The organism is Clostridium mediterraneense (assembly GCF_900091705.1).
In the GTDB taxonomy this organism is placed as follows: Bacteria; Bacillota; Clostridia; order Clostridiales; family Clostridiaceae; genus Sarcina; species Sarcina mediterraneense.
Genome location: NZ_LT594785.1, coordinates 1 through 25,617, shown reverse-complemented (window position 1 = coordinate 25,617; position 25,617 = coordinate 1). Strand labels below are relative to the sequence as shown.

Annotated in this window: 28 protein-coding genes, 1 tRNA gene and 1 other RNA gene; 25 read left to right on the top strand and 5 right to left on the bottom strand. The window is 27.3% G+C overall.

Annotated elements, in window-relative coordinates; all coding sequences use genetic code 11:
- Positions 1–10: 10 nt before the first annotated feature.
- The 8 genes from BN8917_RS02230 (at position 11) to BN8917_RS02195 (ending at position 6,491) form a co-directional block, all read left to right on the top strand.
- Positions 11–463 (top strand): nucleoside deaminase, encoded by a 453-nt coding sequence (locus tag BN8917_RS02230; protein WP_066870059.1) that lies wholly within the window; start codon positions 11–13, stop codon positions 461–463.
- A gap of 173 nt (positions 464–636) precedes the next feature.
- On the top strand, positions 637–1,092 hold the full coding sequence (locus tag BN8917_RS02225) for a hypothetical protein (protein ID WP_066870056.1): 456 nt from the start codon (positions 637–639) through the stop codon (positions 1,090–1,092).
- 126 nt (positions 1,093–1,218) lie between these two features.
- Positions 1,219–2,154, top strand: a complete 936-nt coding sequence (locus BN8917_RS02220; RefSeq protein WP_066870052.1) for a CobW family GTP-binding protein — start codon at positions 1,219–1,221, stop codon at positions 2,152–2,154.
- Positions 2,155–2,174: 20 nt separating this feature from the next.
- Positions 2,175–2,762 (top strand): GTP-binding protein, encoded by a 588-nt coding sequence (locus tag BN8917_RS02215; protein WP_066870049.1) that lies wholly within the window; start codon positions 2,175–2,177, stop codon positions 2,760–2,762.
- A 24-nt stretch (positions 2,763–2,786) separates the two neighbouring features.
- Positions 2,787–3,680 (top strand): permease, encoded by an 894-nt coding sequence (locus tag BN8917_RS02210; RefSeq protein ID WP_066870046.1) that lies wholly within the window; start codon positions 2,787–2,789, stop codon positions 3,678–3,680.
- 13 nt (positions 3,681–3,693) lie between these two features.
- The gene (locus BN8917_RS02205; protein ID WP_066870044.1) at positions 3,694–4,389 is read left to right on the top strand and encodes a TIGR03943 family putative permease subunit; all 696 of its coding nucleotides are present in this window, start codon (positions 3,694–3,696) and stop codon (positions 4,387–4,389) included.
- Positions 4,390–4,523: 134 nt separating this feature from the next.
- The gene (locus BN8917_RS02200) at positions 4,524–5,537 is read left to right on the top strand and encodes a YeiH family protein (protein WP_066870037.1); all 1,014 of its coding nucleotides are present in this window, start codon (positions 4,524–4,526) and stop codon (positions 5,535–5,537) included.
- A 225-nt stretch (positions 5,538–5,762) separates the two neighbouring features.
- Positions 5,763–6,491, top strand: a complete 729-nt coding sequence (locus tag BN8917_RS02195; RefSeq protein ID WP_066870033.1) for a LytR/AlgR family response regulator transcription factor — start codon at positions 5,763–5,765, stop codon at positions 6,489–6,491.
- 511 nt (positions 6,492–7,002) lie between these two features.
- Here the strand turns inward: BN8917_RS02195 and BN8917_RS02190 are convergent.
- The gene (locus BN8917_RS02190; protein WP_066870030.1) at positions 7,003–7,401 is read right to left on the bottom strand and encodes a hypothetical protein; all 399 of its coding nucleotides are present in this window, start codon (positions 7,399–7,401) and stop codon (positions 7,003–7,005) included.
- 228 nt (positions 7,402–7,629) lie between these two features.
- Here BN8917_RS02190 and BN8917_RS02185 point away from each other — a divergent pair.
- A tRNA-Ser gene (locus BN8917_RS02185) sits at positions 7,630–7,719 on the top strand.
- Between the two features lie 3 nt (positions 7,720–7,722).
- Positions 7,723–7,988: signal recognition particle sRNA large type (ffs, locus tag BN8917_RS02180), an RNA gene on the top strand.
- 59 nt (positions 7,989–8,047) lie between these two features.
- Here the strand turns inward: ffs and BN8917_RS02175 are convergent.
- On the bottom strand, positions 8,048–8,539 hold the full coding sequence (locus BN8917_RS02175) for a dihydrofolate reductase (RefSeq protein WP_066870027.1): 492 nt from the start codon (positions 8,537–8,539) through the stop codon (positions 8,048–8,050).
- Between the two features lie 144 nt (positions 8,540–8,683).
- Between BN8917_RS02175 and dnaX the strand changes: the two genes are divergently transcribed.
- The 10 genes from dnaX to BN8917_RS02125 all read left to right on the top strand — a co-directional run bounded on the left by dnaX (position 8,684) and on the right by BN8917_RS02125 (position 17,441).
- Positions 8,684–10,291: a DNA polymerase III subunit gamma/tau gene (gene dnaX / locus BN8917_RS02170; protein WP_066870024.1), complete on the top strand. Its 1,608-nt coding sequence runs from the start codon at positions 8,684–8,686 to the stop codon at positions 10,289–10,291.
- 112 nt (positions 10,292–10,403) lie between these two features.
- Positions 10,404–10,739 carry a YbaB/EbfC family nucleoid-associated protein gene (locus BN8917_RS02165; RefSeq protein WP_066870021.1) on the top strand — a complete coding sequence of 112 codons (336 nt, stop codon included), beginning with the start codon at positions 10,404–10,406 and terminating at the stop codon, positions 10,737–10,739.
- 106 nt (positions 10,740–10,845) lie between these two features.
- A complete protein-coding gene (gene recR, locus BN8917_RS02160; RefSeq protein ID WP_066870018.1) occupies positions 10,846–11,442 on the top strand; it encodes a recombination mediator RecR in 597 nt (198 codons plus the stop codon).
- Positions 11,443–11,590: 148 nt separating this feature from the next.
- The gene (locus tag BN8917_RS02155; RefSeq protein WP_084748445.1) at positions 11,591–11,884 is read left to right on the top strand and encodes a DUF2508 family protein; all 294 of its coding nucleotides are present in this window, start codon (positions 11,591–11,593) and stop codon (positions 11,882–11,884) included.
- Positions 11,885–11,911: 27 nt separating this feature from the next.
- A complete protein-coding gene (locus tag BN8917_RS02150) occupies positions 11,912–12,166 on the top strand; it encodes a pro-sigmaK processing inhibitor BofA family protein (protein ID WP_066870015.1) in 255 nt (84 codons plus the stop codon).
- A gap of 328 nt (positions 12,167–12,494) precedes the next feature.
- Positions 12,495–13,499 carry a hypothetical protein gene (locus BN8917_RS02145; RefSeq protein ID WP_066870007.1) on the top strand — a complete coding sequence of 335 codons (1,005 nt, stop codon included), beginning with the start codon at positions 12,495–12,497 and terminating at the stop codon, positions 13,497–13,499.
- A gap of 48 nt (positions 13,500–13,547) precedes the next feature.
- Positions 13,548–13,781 carry a hypothetical protein gene (locus tag BN8917_RS14550; RefSeq protein ID WP_066870005.1) on the top strand — a complete coding sequence of 78 codons (234 nt, stop codon included), beginning with the start codon at positions 13,548–13,550 and terminating at the stop codon, positions 13,779–13,781.
- A 285-nt stretch (positions 13,782–14,066) separates the two neighbouring features.
- Positions 14,067–15,143: a pyridoxal-phosphate-dependent aminotransferase family protein gene (locus BN8917_RS02135; RefSeq protein ID WP_066870002.1), complete on the top strand. Its 1,077-nt coding sequence runs from the start codon at positions 14,067–14,069 to the stop codon at positions 15,141–15,143.
- A gap of 141 nt (positions 15,144–15,284) precedes the next feature.
- Positions 15,285–16,181, top strand: coding sequence for a D-2-hydroxyacid dehydrogenase (locus BN8917_RS02130; RefSeq protein WP_066875345.1), 897 nt, complete (start codon positions 15,285–15,287; stop codon positions 16,179–16,181).
- A 15-nt stretch (positions 16,182–16,196) separates the two neighbouring features.
- A complete protein-coding gene (locus BN8917_RS02125) occupies positions 16,197–17,441 on the top strand; it encodes a DUF1015 domain-containing protein (RefSeq protein WP_066869998.1) in 1,245 nt (414 codons plus the stop codon).
- Between the two features lie 50 nt (positions 17,442–17,491).
- On the opposite strand, the gene BN8917_RS02120 is transcribed toward BN8917_RS02125, so the two are convergent.
- Together BN8917_RS02120 and BN8917_RS02115 are read right to left on the bottom strand one after the other, a co-directional pair.
- Positions 17,492–18,184 (bottom strand): 5'-methylthioadenosine/adenosylhomocysteine nucleosidase, encoded by a 693-nt coding sequence (locus BN8917_RS02120; RefSeq protein WP_066869995.1) that lies wholly within the window; start codon positions 18,182–18,184, stop codon positions 17,492–17,494.
- 68 nt (positions 18,185–18,252) lie between these two features.
- Positions 18,253–19,089: a CPBP family intramembrane glutamic endopeptidase gene (locus tag BN8917_RS02115; protein ID WP_066869992.1), complete on the bottom strand. Its 837-nt coding sequence runs from the start codon at positions 19,087–19,089 to the stop codon at positions 18,253–18,255.
- Positions 19,090–19,217: 128 nt separating this feature from the next.
- Between BN8917_RS02115 and BN8917_RS02110 the strand changes: the two genes are divergently transcribed.
- Positions 19,218–20,000 carry a tRNA threonylcarbamoyladenosine dehydratase gene (locus tag BN8917_RS02110; protein ID WP_066869989.1) on the top strand — a complete coding sequence of 261 codons (783 nt, stop codon included), beginning with the start codon at positions 19,218–19,220 and terminating at the stop codon, positions 19,998–20,000.
- 57 nt (positions 20,001–20,057) lie between these two features.
- On the opposite strand, the gene BN8917_RS02105 is transcribed toward BN8917_RS02110, so the two are convergent.
- Positions 20,058–21,248 (bottom strand): class I SAM-dependent methyltransferase, encoded by a 1,191-nt coding sequence (locus BN8917_RS02105; RefSeq protein WP_066869986.1) that lies wholly within the window; start codon positions 21,246–21,248, stop codon positions 20,058–20,060.
- Positions 21,249–21,402: 154 nt separating this feature from the next.
- On the opposite strand from BN8917_RS02105, the gene BN8917_RS02100 reads away from it, so the two are divergent.
- From BN8917_RS02100 to BN8917_RS02085, 4 genes are all read left to right on the top strand, one after another.
- Entirely contained in the window at positions 21,403–22,572 is a 1,170-nt protein-coding gene (locus tag BN8917_RS02100; RefSeq protein WP_235829969.1) for an MFS transporter, read from the top strand.
- A 25-nt stretch (positions 22,573–22,597) separates the two neighbouring features.
- Positions 22,598–23,524 (top strand): GNAT family N-acetyltransferase, encoded by a 927-nt coding sequence (locus tag BN8917_RS02095; protein ID WP_066869981.1) that lies wholly within the window; start codon positions 22,598–22,600, stop codon positions 23,522–23,524.
- Between the two features lie 107 nt (positions 23,525–23,631).
- A complete protein-coding gene (locus tag BN8917_RS02090; RefSeq protein WP_066875343.1) occupies positions 23,632–24,249 on the top strand; it encodes a deoxynucleoside kinase in 618 nt (205 codons plus the stop codon).
- Positions 24,250–24,287: 38 nt separating this feature from the next.
- Complete coding sequence (locus BN8917_RS02085; RefSeq protein WP_066869978.1) at positions 24,288–24,893, top strand: deoxynucleoside kinase; 606 nt, start codon at positions 24,288–24,290, stop codon at positions 24,891–24,893.
- Positions 24,894–25,617 lie beyond the last annotated feature (724 nt).

The following is a 25,617-nucleotide window of genomic DNA, read 5'->3' as shown; positions in this document are numbered from 1 at the left end:
AGAATTATTTATGGATTATATGGATATTGCTTTATGTGAGGCAAAAAAAGCGATGGAAATAGGAGAAGTTCCAGTTGGAGCTGTAATTGTTAAAGATGGGGAAATTCTTTCAAAAGCTCACAATATGAAAGAATATTATAATGACCCAACTGCACATGCAGAAATTTTAGCAATTAAAGAGGCGACAAGCAAAATAAATAATTGGAGACTTACAGGTGCAGAAATGTATGTAACTCTAGAACCTTGTCCTATGTGCGCTAGTGCAATTTCTCAATCTAGGATAAGTAAAGTTTATATTGGGACTTTTGATCAAACATCAGGAGCTTGTGGTTCAATTGTTAATCTTACACAAAACTATAGTTTAAATACATTTGTTGATACTAAATGGTGCTATGATGAAAGATGTGGAGAGATATTAACAAGCTTTTTTAAAACAAGAAGAAAACAAAATATGGATAAATAATTAAAAGAAAAAAGTCTACTATTAAATTATTAATAGTATGGCTTTTTTTTGTGTTAATGAAAAGTAAAAATGTGGTATTAGTTATAATTTACTAAAAATTCTTGGTGATGAAGAATAAGGAAATTAGTTATGATATACTTTAATTAACAATATATCAAGGGGGCGATATAATTTTGTTAGTCAAGGAAAGTATTTTAAATGAAATTACTTTGTTTGAAAGTAATTTTGAAAAAAATAAGGAAGATATTTATCTAAAATTACGTAGAGTTTTTAGAATTATTGTAGGAAGAAAAGTAAAAAGTATTGAAATCGAGCAAAGCTTAATGAAGTGCTGGATGTACTATTATGTAAATCTTTCTGAAAATGATAAAGGACTTGGAGATAAGATAATTTTATCTCTTATAACTGATTTTGATCAGGGAGTAAAAAGAGATGAGAGTATAGAGTTTAATGCTGGTACTAAGGGGATAAATATAGTAACAGATTTCTCAAATACTTGGATTAGAAAAAATATTATAGATATGATTGAGTATAGAGAAGGAATTGTTCAAAAAGCTGAAGAATACTTAGAAGTTATAGATAAAGAATATTTAAGTAAAACAAAAGAAGTTATAAACTTTGAAATATAATTTTAAAAAGGAGCTATTAAGATAGATAGCTCCTTTCTGTTTTATTCATTTATTAAATTTTGTAACGTCATAAAAAATTTAATAAATGAATATACTTTAACAGGAAAAATCTAGAGGAGCGATTAAATGAAAATAGATATTATATCTGGATTTCTAGGAGCTGGTAAGACTACTCTTATAAAAAAGCTTTTAAAAGAAGAGCTTTATAAGGAGAAGATAACAATTATAGAAAATGAGTATGGTGAGATATCGATAGATGGAAATCTTTTAAGAAATGAAAAGATAGAAGTAAAAGAGATAAGTTCAGGTTGTATATGCTGTAACATAAAGGGAGATTTTGAGGAGAGTATAAAAGAAATAGTAAATGAGTACTCTCCAGATAGAATAATTGTTGAGCCATCAGGAGTTGCAAAGCTTTCGGAAATAATTTCTTCTATCAAGAAAGCAAATATAGAAGGTACAAAAATTAATATGATTATCACTGTATTAGATGTAAATAATTTTGATGATTATTTAATAAATTTTGGAGAGTTTTATAGGAATCAGATTTTAAATGCAAAACTTATAGTTTTAAGCAGAGTTGAGGATATAGGTAACAATAGACTTAACAGTATCTTAGAAAGTATAAGAAAAATTAATAAGACTGCTAGTGTGATAACTACTAAGCTAGATAAACTTAAGGCTAGTAGGATTATAGAAGTTGGAGAATCAACAAGAGAGAAGTTAGATATAGAATTTAAAGGTTTAAAGCCAAGGGCTAGACTTAGAAGAGGAATCTTATCAACAGAGATGTTTGATAATTGGGGAGTAGAAACTTCTATTGCATTTGATGAGAAAAGATTAAATGTGATTTTAAATAAGCTTTCTAATAAAAAAGAGTATGGAGAAGTATTAAGAGCAAAAGGAATAATTCCAGTAAAGAATGGAAAGTGGGTTCAGTTTGATTATGTTCCAAATGAAATTAATATAAAAGATTATTCTAGTGATTATATAGGCCGAATATGTGTTATTGGTAAAGGAATTAAAAAGGAACGTTTAGAAAATTTGTTTTTAAATAAGTAATAAAGCAGGGAGGCAATATTATGAGAAAGTGTTCCGTTGATATAGTTACAGGTTTTTTATCATCAGGGAAGACTAGTTTTATAAACATTTTCTTAAATAAAACATTAAAAAGAGAGGAAACACTAGTTGTTCAGTGTGAGAGTGGAAGTGAAAAATTAAGTGAAAATTTAAGTAAAAAGCTTAATGTAAATATAAAAAATTTCTCATCTAATAAGGAGTTAACTGAAGAAAGGCTTATAAGACTTATAAAGTTTTATAAACCAGAAAGAATGATTTTAGAATGTAATGGAGTAGAAGACTTAACTTATTTAATAGAGATTTTTAATAGACAAAAAATAAGGTCTTATTTTAAGTTAACAGGAGTAATTACTCTTGTTGATGCTTTAACATTTAATATGTTTTTAAAAAATTTAGGTCATATTATACTTCCTTATATAGAAAAAAGTGATTTAGTTATCTTAAATAGGTGTAACACTATTAGTACGATGCAAGTTGATAAAAATATTGATATTATTAAGAATTTAAATGATCATGCACATATACTTGCAGCCTTTGATAAGAATGATTTAGAAGTTCAAATTAATAAGGCTAAAGTTATTAGTGCTTAAATAAATAGTTGGAGAGGGTAAAAGATGTTAGAAGCAATATCAAAGTTTTCTATAATCTTTTCCTCTATTTTATTAGAAGCTTTACCTTTTATATTATTAGGATCGCTTTTATCGGCGTTTATGCAAATGCTTGTAACAGAGGAATTGATTAGTAAGTTTATGCCAAAGAATAAATTGTTGGGTTCAATTGTAGCAGCATTTTTAGGAGTGTTTTTACCAGTTTGTGAATGTGTTACAGTTCCAATAACTAAGAGTCTTATAAAAAAGAAAGTTCCTATAAATGTTGCTATAACCTATATGTTAGCAGCTCCTATAGTTAGTCCTCTTGTTATTATTTCAACTTTTACAGCTTTTGATGGAGATTTAAAAGTAGTTATTTTAAGAGTTGGACTTGGAGTTTTTATAGCAATAGCAGCAGGTCTTTTAATGATTCCATTAACAAGTGGACAAGAAATTCTTAAAAGTGGAAATCTTGAAGTAGTAAAATGTGATTGTGGTTGTGAGGAGATTAAAAGAAGTAATGAAAATATAGTTTTAAAGTTACTTAAGATGAGTAGTGTTGAGTTTTATGATATAGGAAAGTATTTTATTGTAGCATCTATGATAGCTGCAGTATTTCAATTAAACATAACAGAAGAAATAATATCATCATTAGGACTTAGCCATGTAATGGGAATAGTTATTATGATGTTTATAAGTTTTGTTATATCACTTTGTTCTGAAGCTGATGCCTTTGTTGCACAAAGTTTTTTAGCAAGTTTTTCTTTACCAGCAATTATGGGATTTTTACTTATAGGTCCGATGATAGATATTAAAAATATGGCTATGTTATTTTCAGCCTATAAAAAGTCCTTTGTTTTAAAACTAACTTTTGTAATTTTTGCTTTAGTATTTATGTGTAGTGCATTAATTTTTTAGGGAGGGGAGATAGATGAAAAGATTTAATTTAGATCAATTTATTTGGTTTCTTGTAGTTTCTAGTCTCTCTTTGATTTTGATGTTTATGATATATAATGGAACTATATTTATGCTTATAGATGGTCAAAGAAAAATATCAATTTATTTTATGATTATATTTCTTGTACTTATTTCTATTGTTCAAGCTACTAGAATTTTTACTATTCCTTCAAGAGGAGGAGTGAGAAAGGGATATATCCAATATATTTTACTTATCTTAATATTTGCTTTAGTTTCTTTTGTTGATATTCCAAGACTTTCACTTGAAATAAAGGGAGTTAAACTTTATCAAAAGGAGCATAAGCATTTAAAAGCTGATGTACATGAAGATAGTAATTATAATATTGGACATAATATAGTTATTAGTAGTTCTAATTTTCATCAGAGTATAGATAAAATAAGTACAGATATAGACAAGCATTTAGGTAAAGAAGTTGAAATAGAAGGAATATATTATAATGATAATAAAGTGCCTGGAAGTTTCATAATAACTCAAATTAATATGAATTGTTGTATAGCAGATTCAGATTATTTAGGAATCTTATGTGAATACAGCGGCAAAAATCTAAACTTTAAAACTGGAGAAAAAATTAAGATAAAAGGAGTTATAGATGACTTCTATCATGGAGATAAAAGACTTATAAAAATAAAAGTTAATGAGATTGAATAAAAGGTATATCTATAGATATATCTTTTTTATTTAATTATATATAGGTAAATACTTATCAATAGCATAATATATAAGTATTTTACTAATGATTGGCTTAATTATATAATTAAACGCAGAGAGAGTGAGGCGGTAATTTGAGAGAAAAATATAAAGGCATATTACCTGGATTAATAGCTTGTATAGTTATAGCTATCATAAGTAAAGTATGTGGAAATTTTGTGCCACAATTAGGTGCAGCAGCATTTTCTATCTTACTAGGTGTTATTTTAGGTAATACTCTATTAACTAAAAAGGTATATTCACCAGGAATAAAATTTTCAGAAAAAGTTTTATTAGCTTGGTCAATTGCGTTATTAGGAGTTATACTAAATATAAAAGAAATAATGTCTATAGGTTATAAAGGGGTTATTTTTGTAATTTTACAAATGGCATTTACAATTGCAGCTGTATATTTTATAGGAAAGAAATTAAAATTCGGAGAAAAATTTATTTTATTAATGTGTGCAGGAAATGCAGTTTGTGGTTCATCAGCTATTGCAGCAACAGAACCAGTTATAGAATCTTCATCAAAGGATAAAGGAATTTCAGTAGCTATAGTTAATTTAACAGGAACAATACTTATGTTTGTTCTTCCAGTTATAACATTTGGTCTTTATTCAAATGAAACTATGAAAAGTTCAGCTATGATTGGAGGTATTCTTCAATCAGTTGGTCAAGTTGTTGCATCAGGTAAGCTAATAAATCAAAATATTTCAGAAATGGCAACTGTATTTAAAATAATTAGAATTATATTACTTGTTGTTGTCGTTATAGTTCTTGCAAAAATTAATTCAAGAGGAAATAAAGAAGAGTTTAAACATGAAGAGGAAGTTTTAATGAAATCTAAATCAAAGGTTTCAATTCCTTGGTATATATATGTATTTTTTGCATTAGCAATATTACTTACTTTAGGACTTATTCCATTACCAATTAAGAACGGACTACATCAAATAGGGAATGTATTTGAATTAATAGCCCTTGCTGCTATAGGAATGAGTGTAAAGTTTAAAGACTTAAAAGAACAAGGACCTAAAGCGATAATATATGGTGGACTTATTGGTATAGCACAAATAGTTATATCTATAATACTTATAGTAATATTAATATAACAATAAGTAGATTATTATAAAAAAACAATAAAACATATGAAAAAAGTAACATTTGTAACTCAAGCAGTTAAAATGTTGCCTTTTTTTTTATAAATTAAATCTTTTAATAAATCTAATTCAAAAATATATTTTTGTTAGATATGTGTCTGTATGGTAAAATTTAAAAAGTAGAAAAAAGTCGGATTAATATATATTCTATTTAAAACAATTATGGAGGAAGCACGCATGATAGATATATTTATTTGTGCTAATTCTAGTGAAGAAAGAGAAGCATTAAGGAATAATATAGAAAAATTTATATTTGTAGAAAATTTTAATATGAGGGTGGCAAAAGTTACTGATAACCCATATGAAATATTAAATGAAGTTAAAGATCGTTCAAAGCCATCAATATACTTTTTAAATATTTACTTTGATTCAGATATAAATGGAATAAAGCTAGGTGCAAAAATAAGAGAATATGATAAATTAGGTGTTATTGTATATATAACTCCACATTTAGAAATGGTTTATTTATCTTATATTTATAAGGTTGAAGCTTTAGATTATATAATAAAAGATAGTATGATTGATATTGATGAAAGAATCAGGGAATGTATAACTATTGCTAATAGAAAGCTAAATACAGATGAAGGTGCTAGTAGAAGATTTAAGATAAAAAATCAGGATAAAGTAATAACTATAGCAAAAAGTGAAATTATATATTTTGAAACATCAGGAAAACCTCATAAAATAAATTTACATAAGATGGATGGGAAAATTGAGTTTGTAGGAAAGCTTAAGGATATTGAAGAGTCTATAGGTAAGGGTTTCTTTAGATGTCACAAATCATATCTTATAAATAAAAATAAGGTTAAAGAAATAGATATAAAAGAAAAGACTGTATTAATGGCTAATGGTGATATCTGTTTAGTATCTAAAAGATTTATGCATGATTTAATTGAAAAAATATAATAAAAAAGAAAAAAGCCACTATGAATATAATTCATAAGAGGCTAAAGTATATTTTGTAGTTTTGCAATAGAGTTAAATTGCTGTAATTAGATCGTTGACAGCAGTAAGAAAACCGTTCAATAAAATGATAAGAGGTTTAAGTTTTAAAAACTTATAACTATTGAATGAACAAGATCAACAATCTAATTACACATCAAATGTTTAAATATCAACATAAATTATGATATCATATTAAAATCTTTTTGGAGCATTTTTGTCCTAAAATGAAGTTTAAGGAGCATATAGTGTTTTCATTTAAAAATATAAATTCATAAAAGTTACTTTAAGACTGAATATGGTCATTTGACTACTAGTTTAATTTTATTTTTCACAAAAAATGTTACAAATCATAGTAAATAATACTTATATTACAAGTTTTATTGCAAAAAAATATTATTTTAATTAATGTTATAAAAATCTTGATATAAATATAAGATATATTTCATTTAAATTATCTGTATAATAATTTAATTTATTTTAAGTTTTTTAGTTTATTTAAGATAAAGCTTCTTGCATCAAAAACTGCTGATGAATTGTTTTGTTCTATTAATTCTAGATTAGTAGATTTATAAGAAATTTTTATAACATTTTCATCATCTATTTTGTCTATGCAAAAATCCTTTATTTGAGATATTGGAATTTTAAAAGTATTTATTACTTCTGGTAGATTTCCAAAAGTGCTGTAACCTATAGTTTCTAAATAAATATTTTCATTAGTTATGGTTAAAATATATTCGTTGATTATTCTTCCTGGTGTAGAAAACATTAAAAAATTAGCTAAAAAGTTTAATAAAGTTTCATGAAACTTTATATTCCTATAACATTTGAATTTGTATAGTTCAGATTCACCTTTTAAAGTACAACAATCCATTTTAAAACCCCCTTATAATAACTATTATATCCTTTAAATTAAAATAATGTTAAGTATTGAACAATTAAGAAAATCAGTGGTGTAAATGTTTCCCTTAATATGATTTATATGAAGGATTAATATAAAAATACTATTGTATTTAGATATCATATATGATATTATAAAAAATATATTAGATATAAATGATGTAAAACTTTCAAAAACTTTTGAATAGTTTAAAAACAGTATGGAGAGATGTCTGAGCGGTTTAAAGAGCACGCCTGGAACGCGTGTGTAGGAGCAATTCTACCGTGGGTTCAAATCCCACTTTCTCCGCCATTACTGTGCTAGATGGGGAGTTAGCGGTGCCCTGTAACTTGCAATCCGCTGTAGCAAGATTGAATTCCTCACCGAGGCCTTAACTTTGTATAGTCAGTCTTAGGCAAGTGGTGTTGAGAGTCAGGTCCCACGCAATGAAAACCTGTGAACCTGGTCAGGTCCGGAAGGAAGCAGCCATAAGCAGTCATTTTCATGTGCCGTGGCCAAATCTGGCTTGAGTCAACTACTTAAGAAACGTATATAAATTATTGTCAGAGTGAGGTGCACAGTTTCAATAATTTAGTATAGTAATAACTCTTAGATTTTTAAATCTAAGAGTTTTTTTATTTTATAATTTTCTAGTAAAGTCTTTATATATGTAAGGAATATTAGATTTAGATATATTTTTAGAGCTACTATTTACTAAATCCCACTCATTTAAATCTATTATAGGGAAAGTAGTATCACCATCTACTTGTAAATCAACTTCTGTTAAGAAAAGTTTATTTGCATGTTTATAAAATTTATTATAAATTTCAGAACCACCAATTATAAATACTTCTTCTTCACTATCTTTAAATTTATTAATTAAGTCATCAAAGTCATAATAGACTTCTACGTTTTCATTGTCCACTTTATAATCTTTATTTCTTGTTAGAATAATATGTTTTCTACCAGGCAAAACTCCAGGTAGTGATTCAAAAGTTTTTCTACCCATTATCATTTTTTTACCCATAGTTATTTCTTTAAATCTTTTTAAATCTTCAGGAATAAACCAAGGGATGGAATTATCTTTACCTATCATATTATTTTTGCTAACTGCAACTATTATTGAAAACATAATAAGCCCTCCTTTTACTAATTTAAACTTCTTTTACTTTATATTATACTTTATTACTAGGAAGTTAGGCTTAAATTTGATAAAATTATAATATTAAATTAATTAAGGTTCTATCCTTTTTTAATAACTTGTGAGGTGACAATTTTGGCTTATAAAGCTTTGTATAGAGAATGGAGACCATCAACATTTAGTGATTTAGTTGGTCAAGAACATATAACAATAACTCTGAGAAATCAAATAATGAATAATAAAGCAGCACATGCATATCTTTTCTGTGGTACTAGAGGAACAGGTAAGACAACAACAGCTAAAATTATGGCAAAAGCCTTAAATTGTTTAGATTTACAAGATGGAGAACCTTGTAATAGTTGTTCAATGTGCGAAAAGATAAATAATGGGCTTGCAATTGATGTAACTGAATTAGATGCAGCTTCACATAATGGAGTTGATAAAATAAGAGAAATTATAGATGATGTGCAATATCCTCCTCAAGAGGCTAGAACAAAAGTTTATATAATGGATGAGGTTCATATGTTATCAATGGGAGCTGTTAATGCTTTCTTAAAAACATTAGAAGAACCACCTAAAAATGTAGCCTTTATACTTGCAACAACAGATCCACAAAAGCTACCAATAACAATACTTTCAAGATGTCAAAGATTCGATTTTAAAAGAATAGCTAAAAAAGATGTTGTAGGTAGATTAAGAGATATTGTTACACAAAAAGGAGTATTTGCAGATGATAAGAGTCTTGATTTAATAGCTAGAGTTTCAGATGGAGCAATGAGAGATGCTATTAGCATATTAGATCAAGCTATTTCAATGGGAGATCAAAAAGTTGATTATAATGAACTTGTTTCAATGCTTGGTCTTGTTAATAACGAATATTTATTTGAACTAACAGATGCTATTATTTCTAAAGATGTAGAAAAGTCTATGGAAACTGTTGAAAAGATAGTTTTAGCAGGTAAAGATTTAAATTTATTCATAAAAGATATGGTAGCTCATTATAGAAACCTTCTTATGATAAAAGTAACTAAGAATCCTGAAGAAGTGCTAGATATGGCAGAGGAGTCTATAGAAAAGTTAAAAGAGCAAGGTGGGAGAGTTAGAGGAGAAGAAATAATAAGAAATATTAGAATTCTTCAAGATGCAGAAGAAAGCGCTAAATTTAGTAAGCAAGGTAGACTGTATTTAGAACTTTCTATAATTCAAATGTGTAAAATAGAATATGATACTTCTAAAGAAGTTTTACTTGCTAGAATAAATAGACTTGAAGAAGCTATAAGAAGTGGAAACATTAAAGTTTCTAATAATGCAGATAATAAAATGCAGGGAAAACAAATATCTAAAGATGTTCAAAAGCCTAGAGTAGCAAAACCAGTAATTACTACTGATGTTAATTTAGATGCGAGTGTTACTATTGATGATGCAAATAAAGCTTGGAGAGATGTTTTAGAAACATTAAAGAATAGAAGAGCTATGGTAATTTATGTTTCACTTGCACCAGGTAGAGTTTCAGCTTGTAATAATGGAGTTATAGAAGTTGAATTTTCAGAGCAATTTTCAGGTAATAAGATTAGACTTGAGCAAAATGAAACATCTAAAACTGTAAGCAATGTATTTTCTGAAATTCTTGGAAAGAGAGTTCAAGTTGTTTATAGAATTGATAAAGAAGAAGAAAGCTTTATTAATCCTGAAGAACAATTAAGAGATATTATGGGAGATGCATTAGAAATTTTAGATGAATAATAATATCAAAAAGTTTTATGATAGCATATTAATAAATTAATAGCATTGTTGGAAATTACACATAAAATAATATATAATTATTTTATAATTAAATTTTTAGGAGGAAGAAGATATGGCAAGAGGTGGATTCCCAGGTGGAATGGGTAACATGCAAAATTTAATGAAACAAGCACAACAAATGCAAAGACAAATGCAACAAATGCAAGAAGAGCTTGAAGTTAAAGAATTTGAAGGTACAGCAGGTGGAGTAGTAACAGCTGTAGTAAATGGAAAAAAACAATTATTAAACATAAATATTAAACCAGAAGCAGTAGATCCAGATGATGTTGAAATGTTAGAAGACTTAGTTTTAACAGCTGTAAATGCTGCTATGAAAGCTGCTGAAGAAGAAACAGAAAGCAAAATGGGAAGATTAACAGGTGGAATGAATATACCTGGAATGTTCTAATAAAATTTATTTCTTTAAGTTATTAAAAGAAAAGTATATAATTAAAACAATAGGCATACAGTAAATTTCTGTATGCCTAAAATATTAAGATTATAAGGAGTAAATTATGGATTTTTACCCAGTTGCGATAGAAAAACTGATAGAAGAGTTTGCAAAGCTACCGAGTATAGGAAAAAAAACAGCTCAAAGATTAACACTTCATGTATTAAATCTTCCTAAGGATGAGGTTGATGCTTTTGCTGATGCTTTAAAAGAAGCTAGAGGTACAATAAAATATTGTTCAATTTGTGGAAACTTTACAGATACTGATCCATGTTCAATTTGTTCAAGTAATCATAGAGATGTAACTACTATTTGTGTTGTTGAACAACCAAAGGATATTATGACTATGGAGAAAGTTCGTGAGTATAATGGAGTTTATCATGTTCTTCATGGCAATATATCTCCAATGCAAGGTAGAGGGCCTCAAGATATAAGAATAAGAGAGCTTGTTGCAAGAATGAGTGCTGATATTAAAGAAGTTATCTTAGCAACAAACCCTAATATTGAGGGAGAAGCTACTGCTATGTATATATCTAAGATTTTAAAGCCTCTTGATGTAAAAGTTACAAGAATTGCAGCAGGAATACCTGTTGGTGGAGATCTTGAATATGCAGATGAAGTAACTTTATCTAAAGCATTAGAAGGAAGAAAAGAATTATAGTATTTAATATTAAAACTTTAAATAATTATCAGTCTTAATATACATATTTTTATTTATAATAGTGTATTAATATATAGAGAGTGAATATAAAGGTAATATATGTCAATAATTTCTAATAAATATAAGATGTATTTATTAGGAGGAAGTTATGGAAAGTACTATTATAAGTAAAAAAGATTATGTAAAAAAAAGGGAAGTGGCTTCAAAAAGTCGAAAGTATATTAAGGATAAAAAATATATAATAAAAGCTATTGAAGATACAAAAAATGAACTTAAGATAGTAAGGATGAGCTTTGATTATGCAAGTGATCCAAAGCTTATAGAATCAATTATTTATAGAGAAAGAGATATTATAGCAAGATATGAATATCTTATAAGACAAGCGAAGAAAAAAGGAATAAAAGTAGATGAAATTTATATCTATAATAATGCCTGTAAATAAACTAAATGATTGTAGGAGAGAATTAAAATGAATGAAATAGTTTTATTAGTAGGAGCGGTAGCTGTTGCTTGGATAATATTTATGATAATATTTGGCGCTATAAAGAAAACATTTGGTTTAATCATAAATGGAGTTATAGGTGTCATATTATTAGCCATATTTAATTTCTTTGGAGCAAGTTTTGGGCTAACAATAGGTATAAACTTATTTACAGCACTTGTAGCTGGAATATTTGGGGTGCCAGGTGTAATTATCATGGCTATATTCAAACTTTTCTTCTAGAGTGTTTATAATAAAATAAGTTTAAGTCAAACAGATGCTTTTACAATTAAAGCATCTGTTTTTTTATATAAAACTTAATACAAAATATAGAACTTAAAGGGGGGAGAGGACTATATTTAAAAATTTAATAAATAAAAATAAAATATGGATTTCAATAAATGCTTTTATTTATTTTGTTATCTTATTTGTTTTTACAGGAAACTTAAATTTAGTAAGGAAGCTAGGGACTAATTTTGAGGGGTTAAAGAGAGTACAAGTAATAAAATCGTATTTCTCTACTGGAAATATACAAGGATTAATTTTATTTTTTAGTATAGCAATATTATGTTTGGTATTTTTTAGGGATAAGGAAAATATTCTAGATGATTTAGCTAATAATACTGATAAAAAGGGGAAGTTCTTTAAAGAAAGTATGTTTCTTCTTATAGGACCTATAGTATTTGCAATTATATTAAATTTAATTTTTAAATCTATTATATTTGTAACCTTAAAAGATACTTTATCTACGTTAAAAATAACATATTTAAATTCTATAATGAGCTATATCTATATTCTAGCTGCTGTTTTAATTTCAGTGGGATTTCATTATATTTTTCAGATAGCAATAAAATTACAGATTTGGGCTACAATATTACCTGCAATTATTGTTGAATCTTTATTAATGATTTTTGGTGTTGCTAGTTTATTTGTTTCTGAAAGTATTTGGGTTTTAAAAGTTATAAGTGATGCAGTATCTAAATTTATATTTGAATATGTTAATTTATTTATTACTAAGTCAAGAGTTGAACTTATGGACTCTAAGTCACAAATGATTCTTTTAGCTATAATGACTGTTGTAGCTACAATGATGATTTTATGGGCAAAAAGTTTAACTTATGAAATTGATAAAGATAATTTAAAATATAATTTTAGGTTTACATCTATAAGAAGGGTTGTTTTATTTTTAGTAGTTTGTACATCAATTATATTTAGTGTATCTGGAATTTTAATATTAATTTCTGTTTTTAATAGTGATGTATTAGCTTTTGAAACAGCTCTAATTTCAAGTAATGTAATTTGTACTTTTTCTATACCTATAGTTTTTGTTTTAGTAGAAAGACGTTATCTAAAGAATAATAATCTAATTTCTAAAGTAAAGAAAAAAGAAAGTAAAAAACTTAAGGATTCTAAGTCAAAAAAGAAAAAGGATAAAGAAGTTAATGTTAAGGTTAATGAAAATAATTTAGATAGTAAAGGTATTATAAAAGAAACTGTAAAAGTTAAATACAAAGAAGTAGAAGATGATGATAATTTTTTTATAACTAAAAATACAGATAATAACCATAAAGAGTAAATTTTTAGAGCTATCTTAAAGAGGTAGCTCTTTTTATTTATAAAAAATATGGATATAAAATTTAATGTTGGAAATACTAACTACGATTTAGTAAATATGAAAGGAGTGGTTTATATAATTACCACTTATCATCTGCTATCAGCGATAAAAAGAAATTTACAATTTTATGATCCAGGTGATGGTATAGATTATTACTATAATAATAATCATATTGCTACATCAGGCGATGCGAATGAAGAGTATGAAACAAGTAGTGACTTATATTTAAAGGATGCCTTTTAAACTAAATCATTAAAAAACCCTTAGTATAAAGTAGAGTAAATATTAATCCATGTCAACCGACTCTACTATCTAAGGGTTTTATTTTTTTATAAATTTTAATATTATACATAATATGTGGAAAAATAAGGTATAATATTAAAAATAACTTATTATTTTTATATATACGAATATAAATTTTTAAAGATTTATAAATTTAATCATAATCTTATATCATTAATTAAATTTACGAATAATATATTAGAAAATAAAAGAATTATAAGTTATGTATTAAAAGGGGGCTAATTTATGCATAAGAAATTATTTATTCCAGGGCCAGTTGAAGTAAGACCAGATGTCTTAGCTAAAATGGCAGAGCCTATGATAGGCCATAGAACAAAAGATGCTTCACAACTTCAAAGAAGAATAAGCAATAATTTAAGAAAAGTATTTAATACCGAGAGTGAGATTTTACTTTCTACTTCCTCTGGTACTGGGCTTATGGAAGGAGCAATCAGATCTTGTACTGCAAAGAAAGCAGCTATTTTCTCTATTGGGGCTTTTGGAAATAGGTGGTATGATATAGCGGTAAGTAATGATATTCCAGCAGATAAGTTTGAATTTGAATGGGGAAAAGCTTTAAGACCGGAAGAGGTAGACAAGGTTTTAAGTACAGGAGAATATGATTTGATTACTATAACACACAATGAGACTTCAACAGGTGTTATGAATCCTATAGAAGAAATAGGACAAGTTTTAAAGAAATATCCAGATGTAGTTATTTGTGTTGATGCTGTAAGTTCAGCTTTAGGTACAAAAATAGATGTTGATAAATGTGGAATAGATATTTGTATAACATCATCACAAAAGTGCATAGGACTTCCACCAGGAATAGCAATATGTACTTTTTCTGATAAGGCTATTAATAGAGCTAAGAGTGTTAAGAATAGAGGTACCTATCTAGATTTATTAACTTTAAAGAAATATATAGATAAAAAGGACTATCAATATCCTACAACACCATCTCTATCACATATGTATGCTTTAGATTATCAATTAGATTATATTCTTAATAAAGAAGGTTTAGAGAATAGAATTAATCGACATAGTCAAATGGCTAAGATAGTGAGAGAATGGGCAAAGAAACATTTTGAGATGTTCCCAGAGGAAGGATATTATTCAGAAACTTTAACAACCGTGAAAAATACAAGAGGTATAAGTGTTGCAGATCTTAATAAAGAGCTTGGTAAAAGAGGTATGAGTATTTCAAATGGATATGGAAAGCTTAAAGAAAAAACTTTTAGAATAGCTCATATGGCAGACTGTACAGTTGATGATGTAGAAATTTTACTTGATGCGATAGATGATATTTTAGGTTTTAAATAAAAACTGATAATTAATGACTAGTAATGCTTAGGAGGTGTAAGAATCCTCATTATTAGTAGAAATAAAGAGACCTCTTAGTCAAGAAAATTTAGGCTAGGGGTCTATAAATTTATGGATTTTAAATTAAGGAGTGAGATAATTATGATTAGAGTTCTTTTTTGTGATGGAGTAGAAAAAAATCTTTCTGTTAAGATAGAAAATTTAGGTGTAGAAGTTGTTGATAAGCATTATGAAGAAGCAGAGCTTGGAGAAGAAATAAAAAATTTTGATGTAGCTGTTGTTAGATCAGCAACTAAAATTAGAAAAAATATAATTGATAAAGCAAAAGGTTCAAAGTTAAAGCTTATAATCAGAGCAGGTGTTGGGGTTGATAATATAGATGTTGATTATGCAAAGCAATGTGGATTAGAAGTTAGAAATACACCAAATGCTAGTTCAGATTCAGTAGCAGAGCTTGTTATTGCCCATATTTTCAGCCTTGCTAGATTTTTAAATCAATCAAATGTAAGTATGAGAGATGGTGAGTGGAATAAGAAAAAATATAAGGGAATAGAAATAGTAGGAAAGACTCTTGGAATTATAGGAATGGGTAGAATAGGTGAAAGTCTTGCAAAAAAAGCTAAAGCTTTAGGAATGAATATAATTTATTTTGATCTTTTAGGTAAAAAAGATGGAGTTGAGGGATATATAAATATTGATGAACTTTACAGAACTTCAGATTTTATTTCTATTCATGTACCAACAACTAAAACTTTAATTTCAGATAATGAGATAAATAAAATGAAAGATGGAGTTTATATCATAAATACTGCAAGAGGTACAGTTATAGATGAAAAGGCACTTATAAAAGCTCTCGATAGTAATAAGATTGCTGGTGCAGGAATTGATGTTTTTGAATCAGAGCCTAATTTTAGTGAAGAGCTTGTTAGTCGTAAAAATGTTAGTGTAACTCCACATATAGGGGCTTCAACAAAGGAAGCACAAGATAAGATTGGTGATGAGATAGTTAATATAATTAAGGAGAAATTTAATTTATAAATAGAGGAGAATATTATGGTTAGAATAAAAGCTTTTAAGGCTATTAGACCAGATGAGAAATTCGCAAAAGATGTAGCAGCTCTTCCTTATGATGTTGTAAAAACTGAGGAAGCAAGAGAAATAGTAAAACAAAATAAATATTCATTTTTAAAAGTAGATAGAGCAGAAGTAAATTTTGAGAAGAAAATAAGCCCATATGAAACTGTGGTTTATGAAAAAGCTAGAGAAGTATTAAATAAAATGATAGAAGATAAAGTTCTTATAGAAGAAGATAAGCCTTGTCTTTATGTATATGAAGAAAAATTTAAGGGCTTAAGTCAAAGAGGAGTAGTAATTTGTGCTGCTGTTGATGATTATATAGAAGGAAGAATAAAAAAGCATGAGCATACTAGAGCGGCAAAGGCTAGAGATAGAATAAATCATGTTGATTATTGTAATGCAAATACAGGACCTATATTTTTAGCTTATAAACAAAAGAAAGAGATAACTAATAAAATAAATAAAATATGTGATGAAAATAAGGTTATATATGAATTTACTAGTGATGACAGTGTTAGTCATAAGGTATGGAAAATAGATAATGATGAAATAATAAATTTTCTAGTAGATAAATTTAAGAATATAGATAGTTTTTATATAGCAGATGGACATCATAGAGCTAATTCAGCAGTTGAAGTTTCAAAGCTTAGAAGAAAAGAAAATCCAAATTATACTGGAGAAGAGGAATTTAATTATTTCCTTGCAGTAGCTTTTCCTGATAATGAACTTAATATAATGGACTATAATAGGGTTTTAAAACTTGAAGAGGATTTTAACTTTTCAGAATTTATCGATAAGGTTGGAGAAAATTTTGATGTTAAGCAGGTTACAGAGGGTGGTCACTTTAAACCAGAGAAAAAGCATGACTTTGGAATGTATTATAAGGGAATTTGGTATAGAATGACTGCAAGAGAAGGAAGCTTTGATAAAGATGATGAAATAGAAAGTCTTGATGTATCAATACTAGATAAAAATATATTAAAAGCTATTATTGGGATAAAAGATTCAAGAACTGATGAAAGAATTGATTTTGTTGGTGGAATAAAGGGAATAAAAGAACTTGAAAGAAGGGCAAATACTGATATGGACATGGCTTTTGCTTTATATCCAATAACAATGGCGGAAATAATGAGAGTTTCAGATAAAAACCTTGTTATGCCACCAAAGTCTACTTGGTTTGAACCAAAGCTTAGAAGTGGCTTATTTATTCATAAATTATAAAAGAAGAATGGAATGTCTCACAAGTGAGTCATTTCATTCTTCTTTTTAAATTACATATTTAAAAGCATTGACTTTAATATAGCTGTTGAGTTCTTAACTCCTATAGCTGTAAATTCAGCAAAGTCCATATGTGCTCCATTGTTAGCATTATCTGAAATTGAACGGATAACTACAAATGGAATATTGTTTAAGTAAGCAGTATGAGCTATACTTCCACCTTCCATTTCACATGCAGCAGCTCCAAATTCTTTTTCAAGCCATTGTACTTTTTCAACTGAAGCAACAAATTGGTCACCTGTTACTATTCTTCCTGTTGAGCTCTTGATTTCTGCGTTTTCTTTGCAAGCATTTTCAGCAAGTCTTACAAGTTCTTCATCACATTTGAAATCAAATGTATCAAGTCTTGGAATTTGACCCATTGGATCTCCAAATGCTGTTGTATCCATATCATATTGAACAAGATTGTTTGCTATAACAACATCTCCTGGGTAGATATCCTTGCTAATTCCACCAGCAACACCAACATTTATAACTTTATCTACGTTATATTCACTAATAAGTATTTGTGTACAAATAGCAGCATTAACCTTACCTATACCACAAACTACTGCAACAACTTCTTGGTTCCAAAGTTGACCTTTATGGAAAACCATATTAGCTTTTTCATTTTTACTTTCAAGCTTCATGTCCTTTAAAAGAATTTCAAGCTCTTCGCTCATAGCGCCTATAATTCCTAGAGTCATCTAAAACTCCTCCTTTAATCTTTAGATAAATACATTATAACTAAATAGGCTTGTCCAAACAAACTAAATTATTCCTCTTTATTAAAATATAAAGTTTCTCTATTAGGTAAATTTAATTTTTTATAAGCAAAGTACATAAAAAGAATACCAGCAAGTAAATTTACAAGGATATAAAATAAGCTTTCACTAAGGGAAGAAAAAATAAAAGAAGGCATAATACTTGCTAAGATATTATTAAAGAAATGTAGGGCAATACATAAATATAATGATTTTGTTTTAAGATAAATATATCCAAGTATGAGAGCTAGAAAAAATGCATTGATTCCTTGAATAAAATTTAAATGAGCTATAGCAAATACTAATGATGAAAAAATTAAAGCTATGCTTGAAGAATATTTTTTTATAAATGAATTCAAAATAATACCTCTAAAAAGTACTTCTTCTAATAATGGTGAGTAAATACATGTATATAGAATAAGACCTAAGTCAAAGTTAGTAAAAAAGGAGCTAAATATAGAAAGCTTAGGAACGTAATTAAGTATTTGAACAAAGCTACCTTCAAAGAACAATCTAAAACCTATTATAAATATAAGAATATAAAAACAATCAATTAATGAAAAAGTTCCATAGTAATTACTTTTATAATCAGTATCCTTTATAAAGCTGAGAATCATAAGAAGAGTAAGTATTGCAAAGAAAAATTTAAGAAAAAATAGGGTTAATTGAATTAATGAAGTATTTTGTATATTTAATGAATTTATTAAATATACAGATAATCCACTAAATAAATTTATTAAAATATAATAAATTATAATGATAAGTGTAGCCATCAATATATTAAATGGCCTTACATATATATTTCCATCTTGAATTCGTTTAAATATATTAAACTCTTTTAGAGACATAAAAAAACCTCCACTTTTGTAATCTTTTAATATATTATTGAAAGGGAGGTTTAAGTATGATAACATACAGCAAAAAATCTCTAAATTAAATATATTTTTTTATGATTGACTAATGAAAGGAGAAAGTTATGTTAAGTGAACAATTAGTTAGAACAGAGCTTTTAATCGGCGAAGAGGGGATAAAAAAGTTACAAAACTCTAAGGTTATAATATTTGGAGTTGGAGGAGTTGGAAGCTTTACTACTGAGGCTCTAACAAGAACAGGTGTTGGAACAATAATAATTGTGGATAATGATACCGTTGATATAAGTAATTTAAATAGACAAATACATGCAACAAGAGAAACTGTTGATAGAAATAAAGTTGATGTTATGAAAGAGAGAATGCTTCTTATAAATCCAGAATGTAATGTAATAACAAAGCAAGTATTCCTTACAGAAAAAAATATTGCAGAAGTAATTCCAGATGATGTTGATTATGTAGTAGATGCTATAGATTCAGTAACATCAAAACTTGCTTTAGCTGAATATTGTTATAAAAAGAAAATAAAGCTTATAGCTTCTATGGGAACAGGAAATAAATTTGACCCATCACAATTTAAGGTTGCTGATATAAATCAAACAAAGGTTTGTCCATTAGCTAGAGTAATGAGAATAGAACTTAAGAAAAGAGGAGTTAAAAAATTAAAGGTTGTTTACTCAGAAGAAAAACCAGTAAAACCTATGGCTCCTAAAAATCAAGCACCAAAGACAGAAGAACCAAAAGTTGAAGTAAACAAAACTGAAGATGGAGAAATAAAGAGACTTTCAAAGAGATCAACTCCAGGAAGTATGTCATTTGTTCCTGCAGTTTCAGGTATGATACTTGCTTCACAAGTAGTAAATGACTTATTAAAAGAAATAGAAAGATAATATATTTAAATAAAAAAGACTATATCTATAAAAGATATAGTCTTTCTAATTATTATGTTAATTAGACATCCATTCTTCATTTAAGAACGCATAAAGTGCTGGATAAGCATTTAATGCAGACATTAACTTAACATATTCATTTAACATTTCTGGATTTTCCTCTTCAGTTCTAATAGCTCTAATCATTAGATTTTTAGGAGTTTCAAGTGGTGATATATATTCAAGTGCTGAAACTTTATATCCATTAGCTTCAAGCATCATAGTTCTCATACCTTCTGTTAAAACATCAGCCATTCTTCTCTTTAATATTCCATGTTTTAAGATTTCCTTAAATGGTTCATATTTATATTGGCTTAATAAATCTTTTTGACAACAAGGAACAGCAATAATACAATCACTCTTTAACTTAATTCCAAGAGCAAGAGCCATATCTGTTGCTGTATCACAAGCATGAAGTGATATAACTACATTGATATTTTTCTTAGGCTTATATTCTTTAATATCCATAGCTAAGAATTCCATATTTCTATATCCAAGGTTTTCAGCCATTTTCTTTGAACTTTCAATAACCCCTTCAGAAATATCTATACCTATAAAGTGACATTTTCTTCTCTTAACTTCAGTTAAGTAATAGTTAAGAACAAAGCTAAGATAAGACTTACCACATCCACAATCTAAAATAGTTATAACTTGATTTTGAGGAAGAGTATCTAAAACATCTTCTAAAAGTTCAACATAATGATCTATTTGATTATATTTTCTTATTCTATTATTTTTAATCTTACCATCTTTGCTCATGATTCCTATTTCTTTAAGAAGTGCATCAGCTTTACCAACTTTTATATAATAATCTCTATTTAATAAAGTAGATGTACTTGGATTTGAAATTTCTTTAGGTTCTTCTGAAATTTCTTCATCTGGGACTTCTTTATTACTCATCTTAACATTTTTGTTATCTCCAGTGATTGTTATATCCATTCCTCTTTCTTTATATATAATAGAAACTTCATCATAATTAGCACAATTTTCAGCTATAACATCTAATACTTCATTAATGCTTAGAAGTTTAGAAGTTCCATTAAAATTATACTTTATTTTTCCGTCTTCAAATTTACCTATGCCTTTAAAAGTTTTAAGTCCAGCTTTATATGTTACATATAGACCTTTAAATATATTTGAATCCTCAGTAAATCTTCCTTCAAGACCCATAAGGAACATTTTTATTTTCATGATATTTTGTTTATTCATAAAAAATTACACGACCTTTCTTACTCTTCTAAAAATATCTAAACATAGTAATAAAGAAATAGCAATTAAAATTTTTTATGTTATAATTTTAATGTTTTATAAAAAGGTAAATATATAGATATAAAAACAAAAAGATAAACATCAGGAGGCAATGATGGAAAAAAAGAATAATTGGAAGGCACTTATATTTGTATTTATTCTAATGATATTAGCAGCAGTCATTGAAAATACAATGGGTATTTTTGTACCAGCATTTAAGGCTGAATTTGGAGTTGACGATAATAGTATAAGTAATATGTTTATTATTAACTCAGCAGCATATATGCTATTTACATATATAGGTGGAACACTTAGTGAAAAGATAGGGCAGAAGAAAGTTTATATCTTGGGAATAATAGTCTCTATTGCTTCACTTTTATTTTTATCAAGAGCAAATAATTTTGCAATGTTATTAATAGGGTTAGCTTTTGCTAGTGGGGGAGTGGCATTAAATGCTATTGCAAGTAATACGATAATACCTATAATAGTACTTACGGCTCAAACTATAATCATGAATCTAATGCATTTCTTTTATGCAGTTGGAGCAAGTGGAGGTCAAGCACTTTTTGGGCAATTATCAGGTATGGGAATAGGTTGGAAAAAAATTTATTTCTATTTAGCAATGATATATATAATAATTTTAATAGTATTTATATTCTTTAAAATGCCAACTAAAGAAAGTAAAAAAAGTAAAAATGAAAAAATTAAATTAAACAAATTATTAAAAAACCCAATAATAATATATTATATGCTAGGATTAGGATTATATTGTTTTGCAGAGCAAGGACTTGGAAGTTGGTTTACTAACTATGTAAGTTCAAGCTTTAATTTAGATGCATCAACAGGAGCTATGTATACAGCTATATTCTTTGCAGTATTTGCTCTTGGAAGATTACTTGGTGGATTTGTAGTTCAAAAGACAGGCTATCTTAATACTGTAACAGTTTCATTAATATTAGCAGCGATTTTAGTTACTATTGGAATAATGCTTGGAGAATGTGGATTAATTATAATATCTTTATCTGGTATTTTCTTCGCAATAACTTTCCCAACAACTGTTTTAACAGTAGGTAAAGTGTTTACTGAAAAGAGTTCTTATGTTACAGGAGTAGTAGTAACTGCAGTTAGTTTTGTAATAATGTTTATGAATAAGATTATGGGAGTGTTAAGTGATGAAATTGGTGCGGAAAAATCATTTTATTTAATCCCAATCAGTTTAGTGCTAAGTGCAATTTTAATGATAATTCTTTATAATAGAACTAAAGATAGATTAGTAAAGAGATAGTTAAAAAATATTTGGAGAGATATATATGCAGGGAGCGAAAAATGTTCAAATAGACCTAGTTGTGGGTAGCAAAACAGATTATTTGATAAAAGATTCTTCAGGAATAACAATAGGGAGATTCTCTATATTAGAACTTAATTCAAATGAACAAAGAGCTTCAATAAAACTTAAGTTCTATAGAGATAATGCACATTTATTAGAAGAGGCCTTAGAAATACTTTCAAAGGTTATTTTTAAGAAAAAAGATATATTTAAACTTAATATATTTGTAAGTGAAGATATTAATATAACAGCCTTTTTAAATAATGGATTTATTCTAGAAGGAATATTAGCTAATAATACAGTGATTAATGGAATACAAAGAGATGAACTTCTATTTGGAATTGATAAACACGCTTTTAAAGATAGTATGAACATGATAAATCTAGAACTTAAAGGAAAAAGAATTACTCTTAAAAATTTAACACCAGAACATGCAAGCGAAATGTTACAATATTACATTGATAATAAAGAGCATTTACATGAAGTTGAACCAACAAGAGATTTAAGTTTTTATAGTTTAGAAGTACAAAGAAATATATTACTTGAAAGTTATAGACAATATTTAAATGGTACAAGTTTAGATATGGGGATATTTAAAGATAATAAGCTAATAGGTAAGATAAAACTTTCAAATATAGTTTACGGAGTATTTAAGAGTGCTTTTGTAGGATATGGAATAGATAAGAATCAACAAGGTAAAGGATATATGAAAGAAGCACTAAAGTTAATTTGTGATTATGCCTTTGATACTATGGGACTACATAGAATAGAAGCATCTACACTTTTAGATAATGAAAGATCAAAATGTGTTTTAAAAGCATGTGGATTTGAAGAGGTAGGAATAAATCGTAAGTATTTATTTATAAATGGGCAGTGGAGAGATCACATTACATTTTATAGAATAGCTTAAAATTGTATTTAAGGAGGAATAAAATAGTGTCTTCAACAATAATAAAAACAAAATTAGAAACTTATAAAGAATTATTAGGCAAAATAGACAGAGGAGGAAATTGGCCAATGATAGTAGTAGATGGAGTAGTAGGAGTAGGTAAAAGTACATTAATGAATATATTAGCAGAGAGAGGGTTAACAGCTTTTGCAGAACCGGTAGTAGATAACCCAATCTTAGAAAAGTTCTATTATGATAGAGCAAGATATGCATTCCCATTACAAGTATTTTTCTTAAATAAAAGATTTAAGCATATAAAAGAAGCATCAGCTATTGATGGATGTGTTTTAGATAGAAGTATATATGGAGATGTTATATTTGCTAAAATGCTTTGTGATAAAGGTGAAATGAGTGTAGAAGAATATGAACTATACAAAGAACTTTTAGAAAATATGTTAGAACATGTTAAAGCTCCAAAACTTATGGTTTACTTAGAAGTATCAGTAGATGAAGCTATGAGAAGAATCAAAAAAAGAGGAAGAGACTATGAACAAGTAGTTGAAAGAGCTTACTGGGAAGAATTAAATAATGAATACAAAACATATTTTGAAGCTTATGATATATCACCAATATTAAAGATAAATGTAGATGGCTTAGACTTTGAAAATGTTGAAGAACACAGAAATCAAGTTTTAGCATTAATAGACGCAAAACTTGCAGAAATAGATGCTGCAAACAATAAATAGAAGTTTACATATATAACTTAAGAAAAGGAGTATGCTTAATGATAGTAATAGATGGCGTTGTAGGAGTAGGAAAAAGTACTCTAATGAGTATATTAGCAAAACGAGGGGATTTAAAAGAATTTGCAGAACCGGTAGTAGATAATCCTATTCTACCTAAGTTCTACTATGATAGAGCAAGATATGCATTTCCATCACAAGTATTCTTCTTAAATAGTAGATTTAAGCATTTAAAAGAAGCTTCAAAAATAGAAGGATGTATATTAGATAGAAGTATATATGGAGATGCAATATTCGCAAAAATGTTATGTGAAAGTGGAGATATGACAAAAGAAGAGTTTGCACTATATGAAGAACTTTTAGAGAATATGGTAAATCATATTAAGACTCCTAAGTTAATGATATATTTAGAAGTATCAGTAGATGAAGCTATGAGAAGAATTAAAAAAAGAGGAAGAGATTATGAACAAGTAGTAGAAAGAGAATATTGGGAAGAATTAAATAAGCAATATAAATCATACTTTGATGATTATAATCTTTCTCCTATATTAAAAATAAATGTTGATAACTTAGATTTTGAAAATAATATAGAAGATCAAAAGAAAGTATTAGCATTAATAGATGAAAAGTTAGCAGAGATAAATTAAAGCTCTATTACAAAAAAGAACTATCTACCTAAGAGATAGTTCTTTTTTTATACATTAAATAGCTTAACATCAGAGTATATATTATAAATAGTAATTATAGAGTTATTATTTTAAATATATAATTAAAGATTACATATTATTAAGTATTTTATAAAGTGAAAGTAAAATTATTAATTTATGTATATATTATTTAGTAGGAGTTTTATAAAAATGTTAATTGGAAAGAAAATAATTATAGAGTAATTAAGAGTGTATTAACAGGGGGATAGTTATATGAATATAGATAATTAATAGATAGTTAAAAGGAGAGAGTATTTAATTATATATAGTGAAATATCATAATATACTAATGGAGAAGAGATAAAATATATCTATCTAGCCTAGTGTATCAGGTATAGAAAAAGAAAAATATCAAGAGAATTTAAAAGAATTATTAACATAATTCTTTTAAATTAAATTAAATATATTATTAAAAAGGAATGAACGTGATAAAATAAATATTGTCATTACGAGCTAACAAACAGCTTCGCAAAATAAAATGTCGAAAGCTGTTGACAAGTTTATTTAATGATGATAACATATAGAAGTTGCCTAGCGGCAATAACTTAAAAGGTCTTTGAAAATTAAACAGAAGAAATTAAGTAAACCAGCAATTCTTTTTATGTTTTAAGCTTAAGATTAAACTTTTAAATTGAGAGTTTGATCCTGGCTCAGGATGAACGCT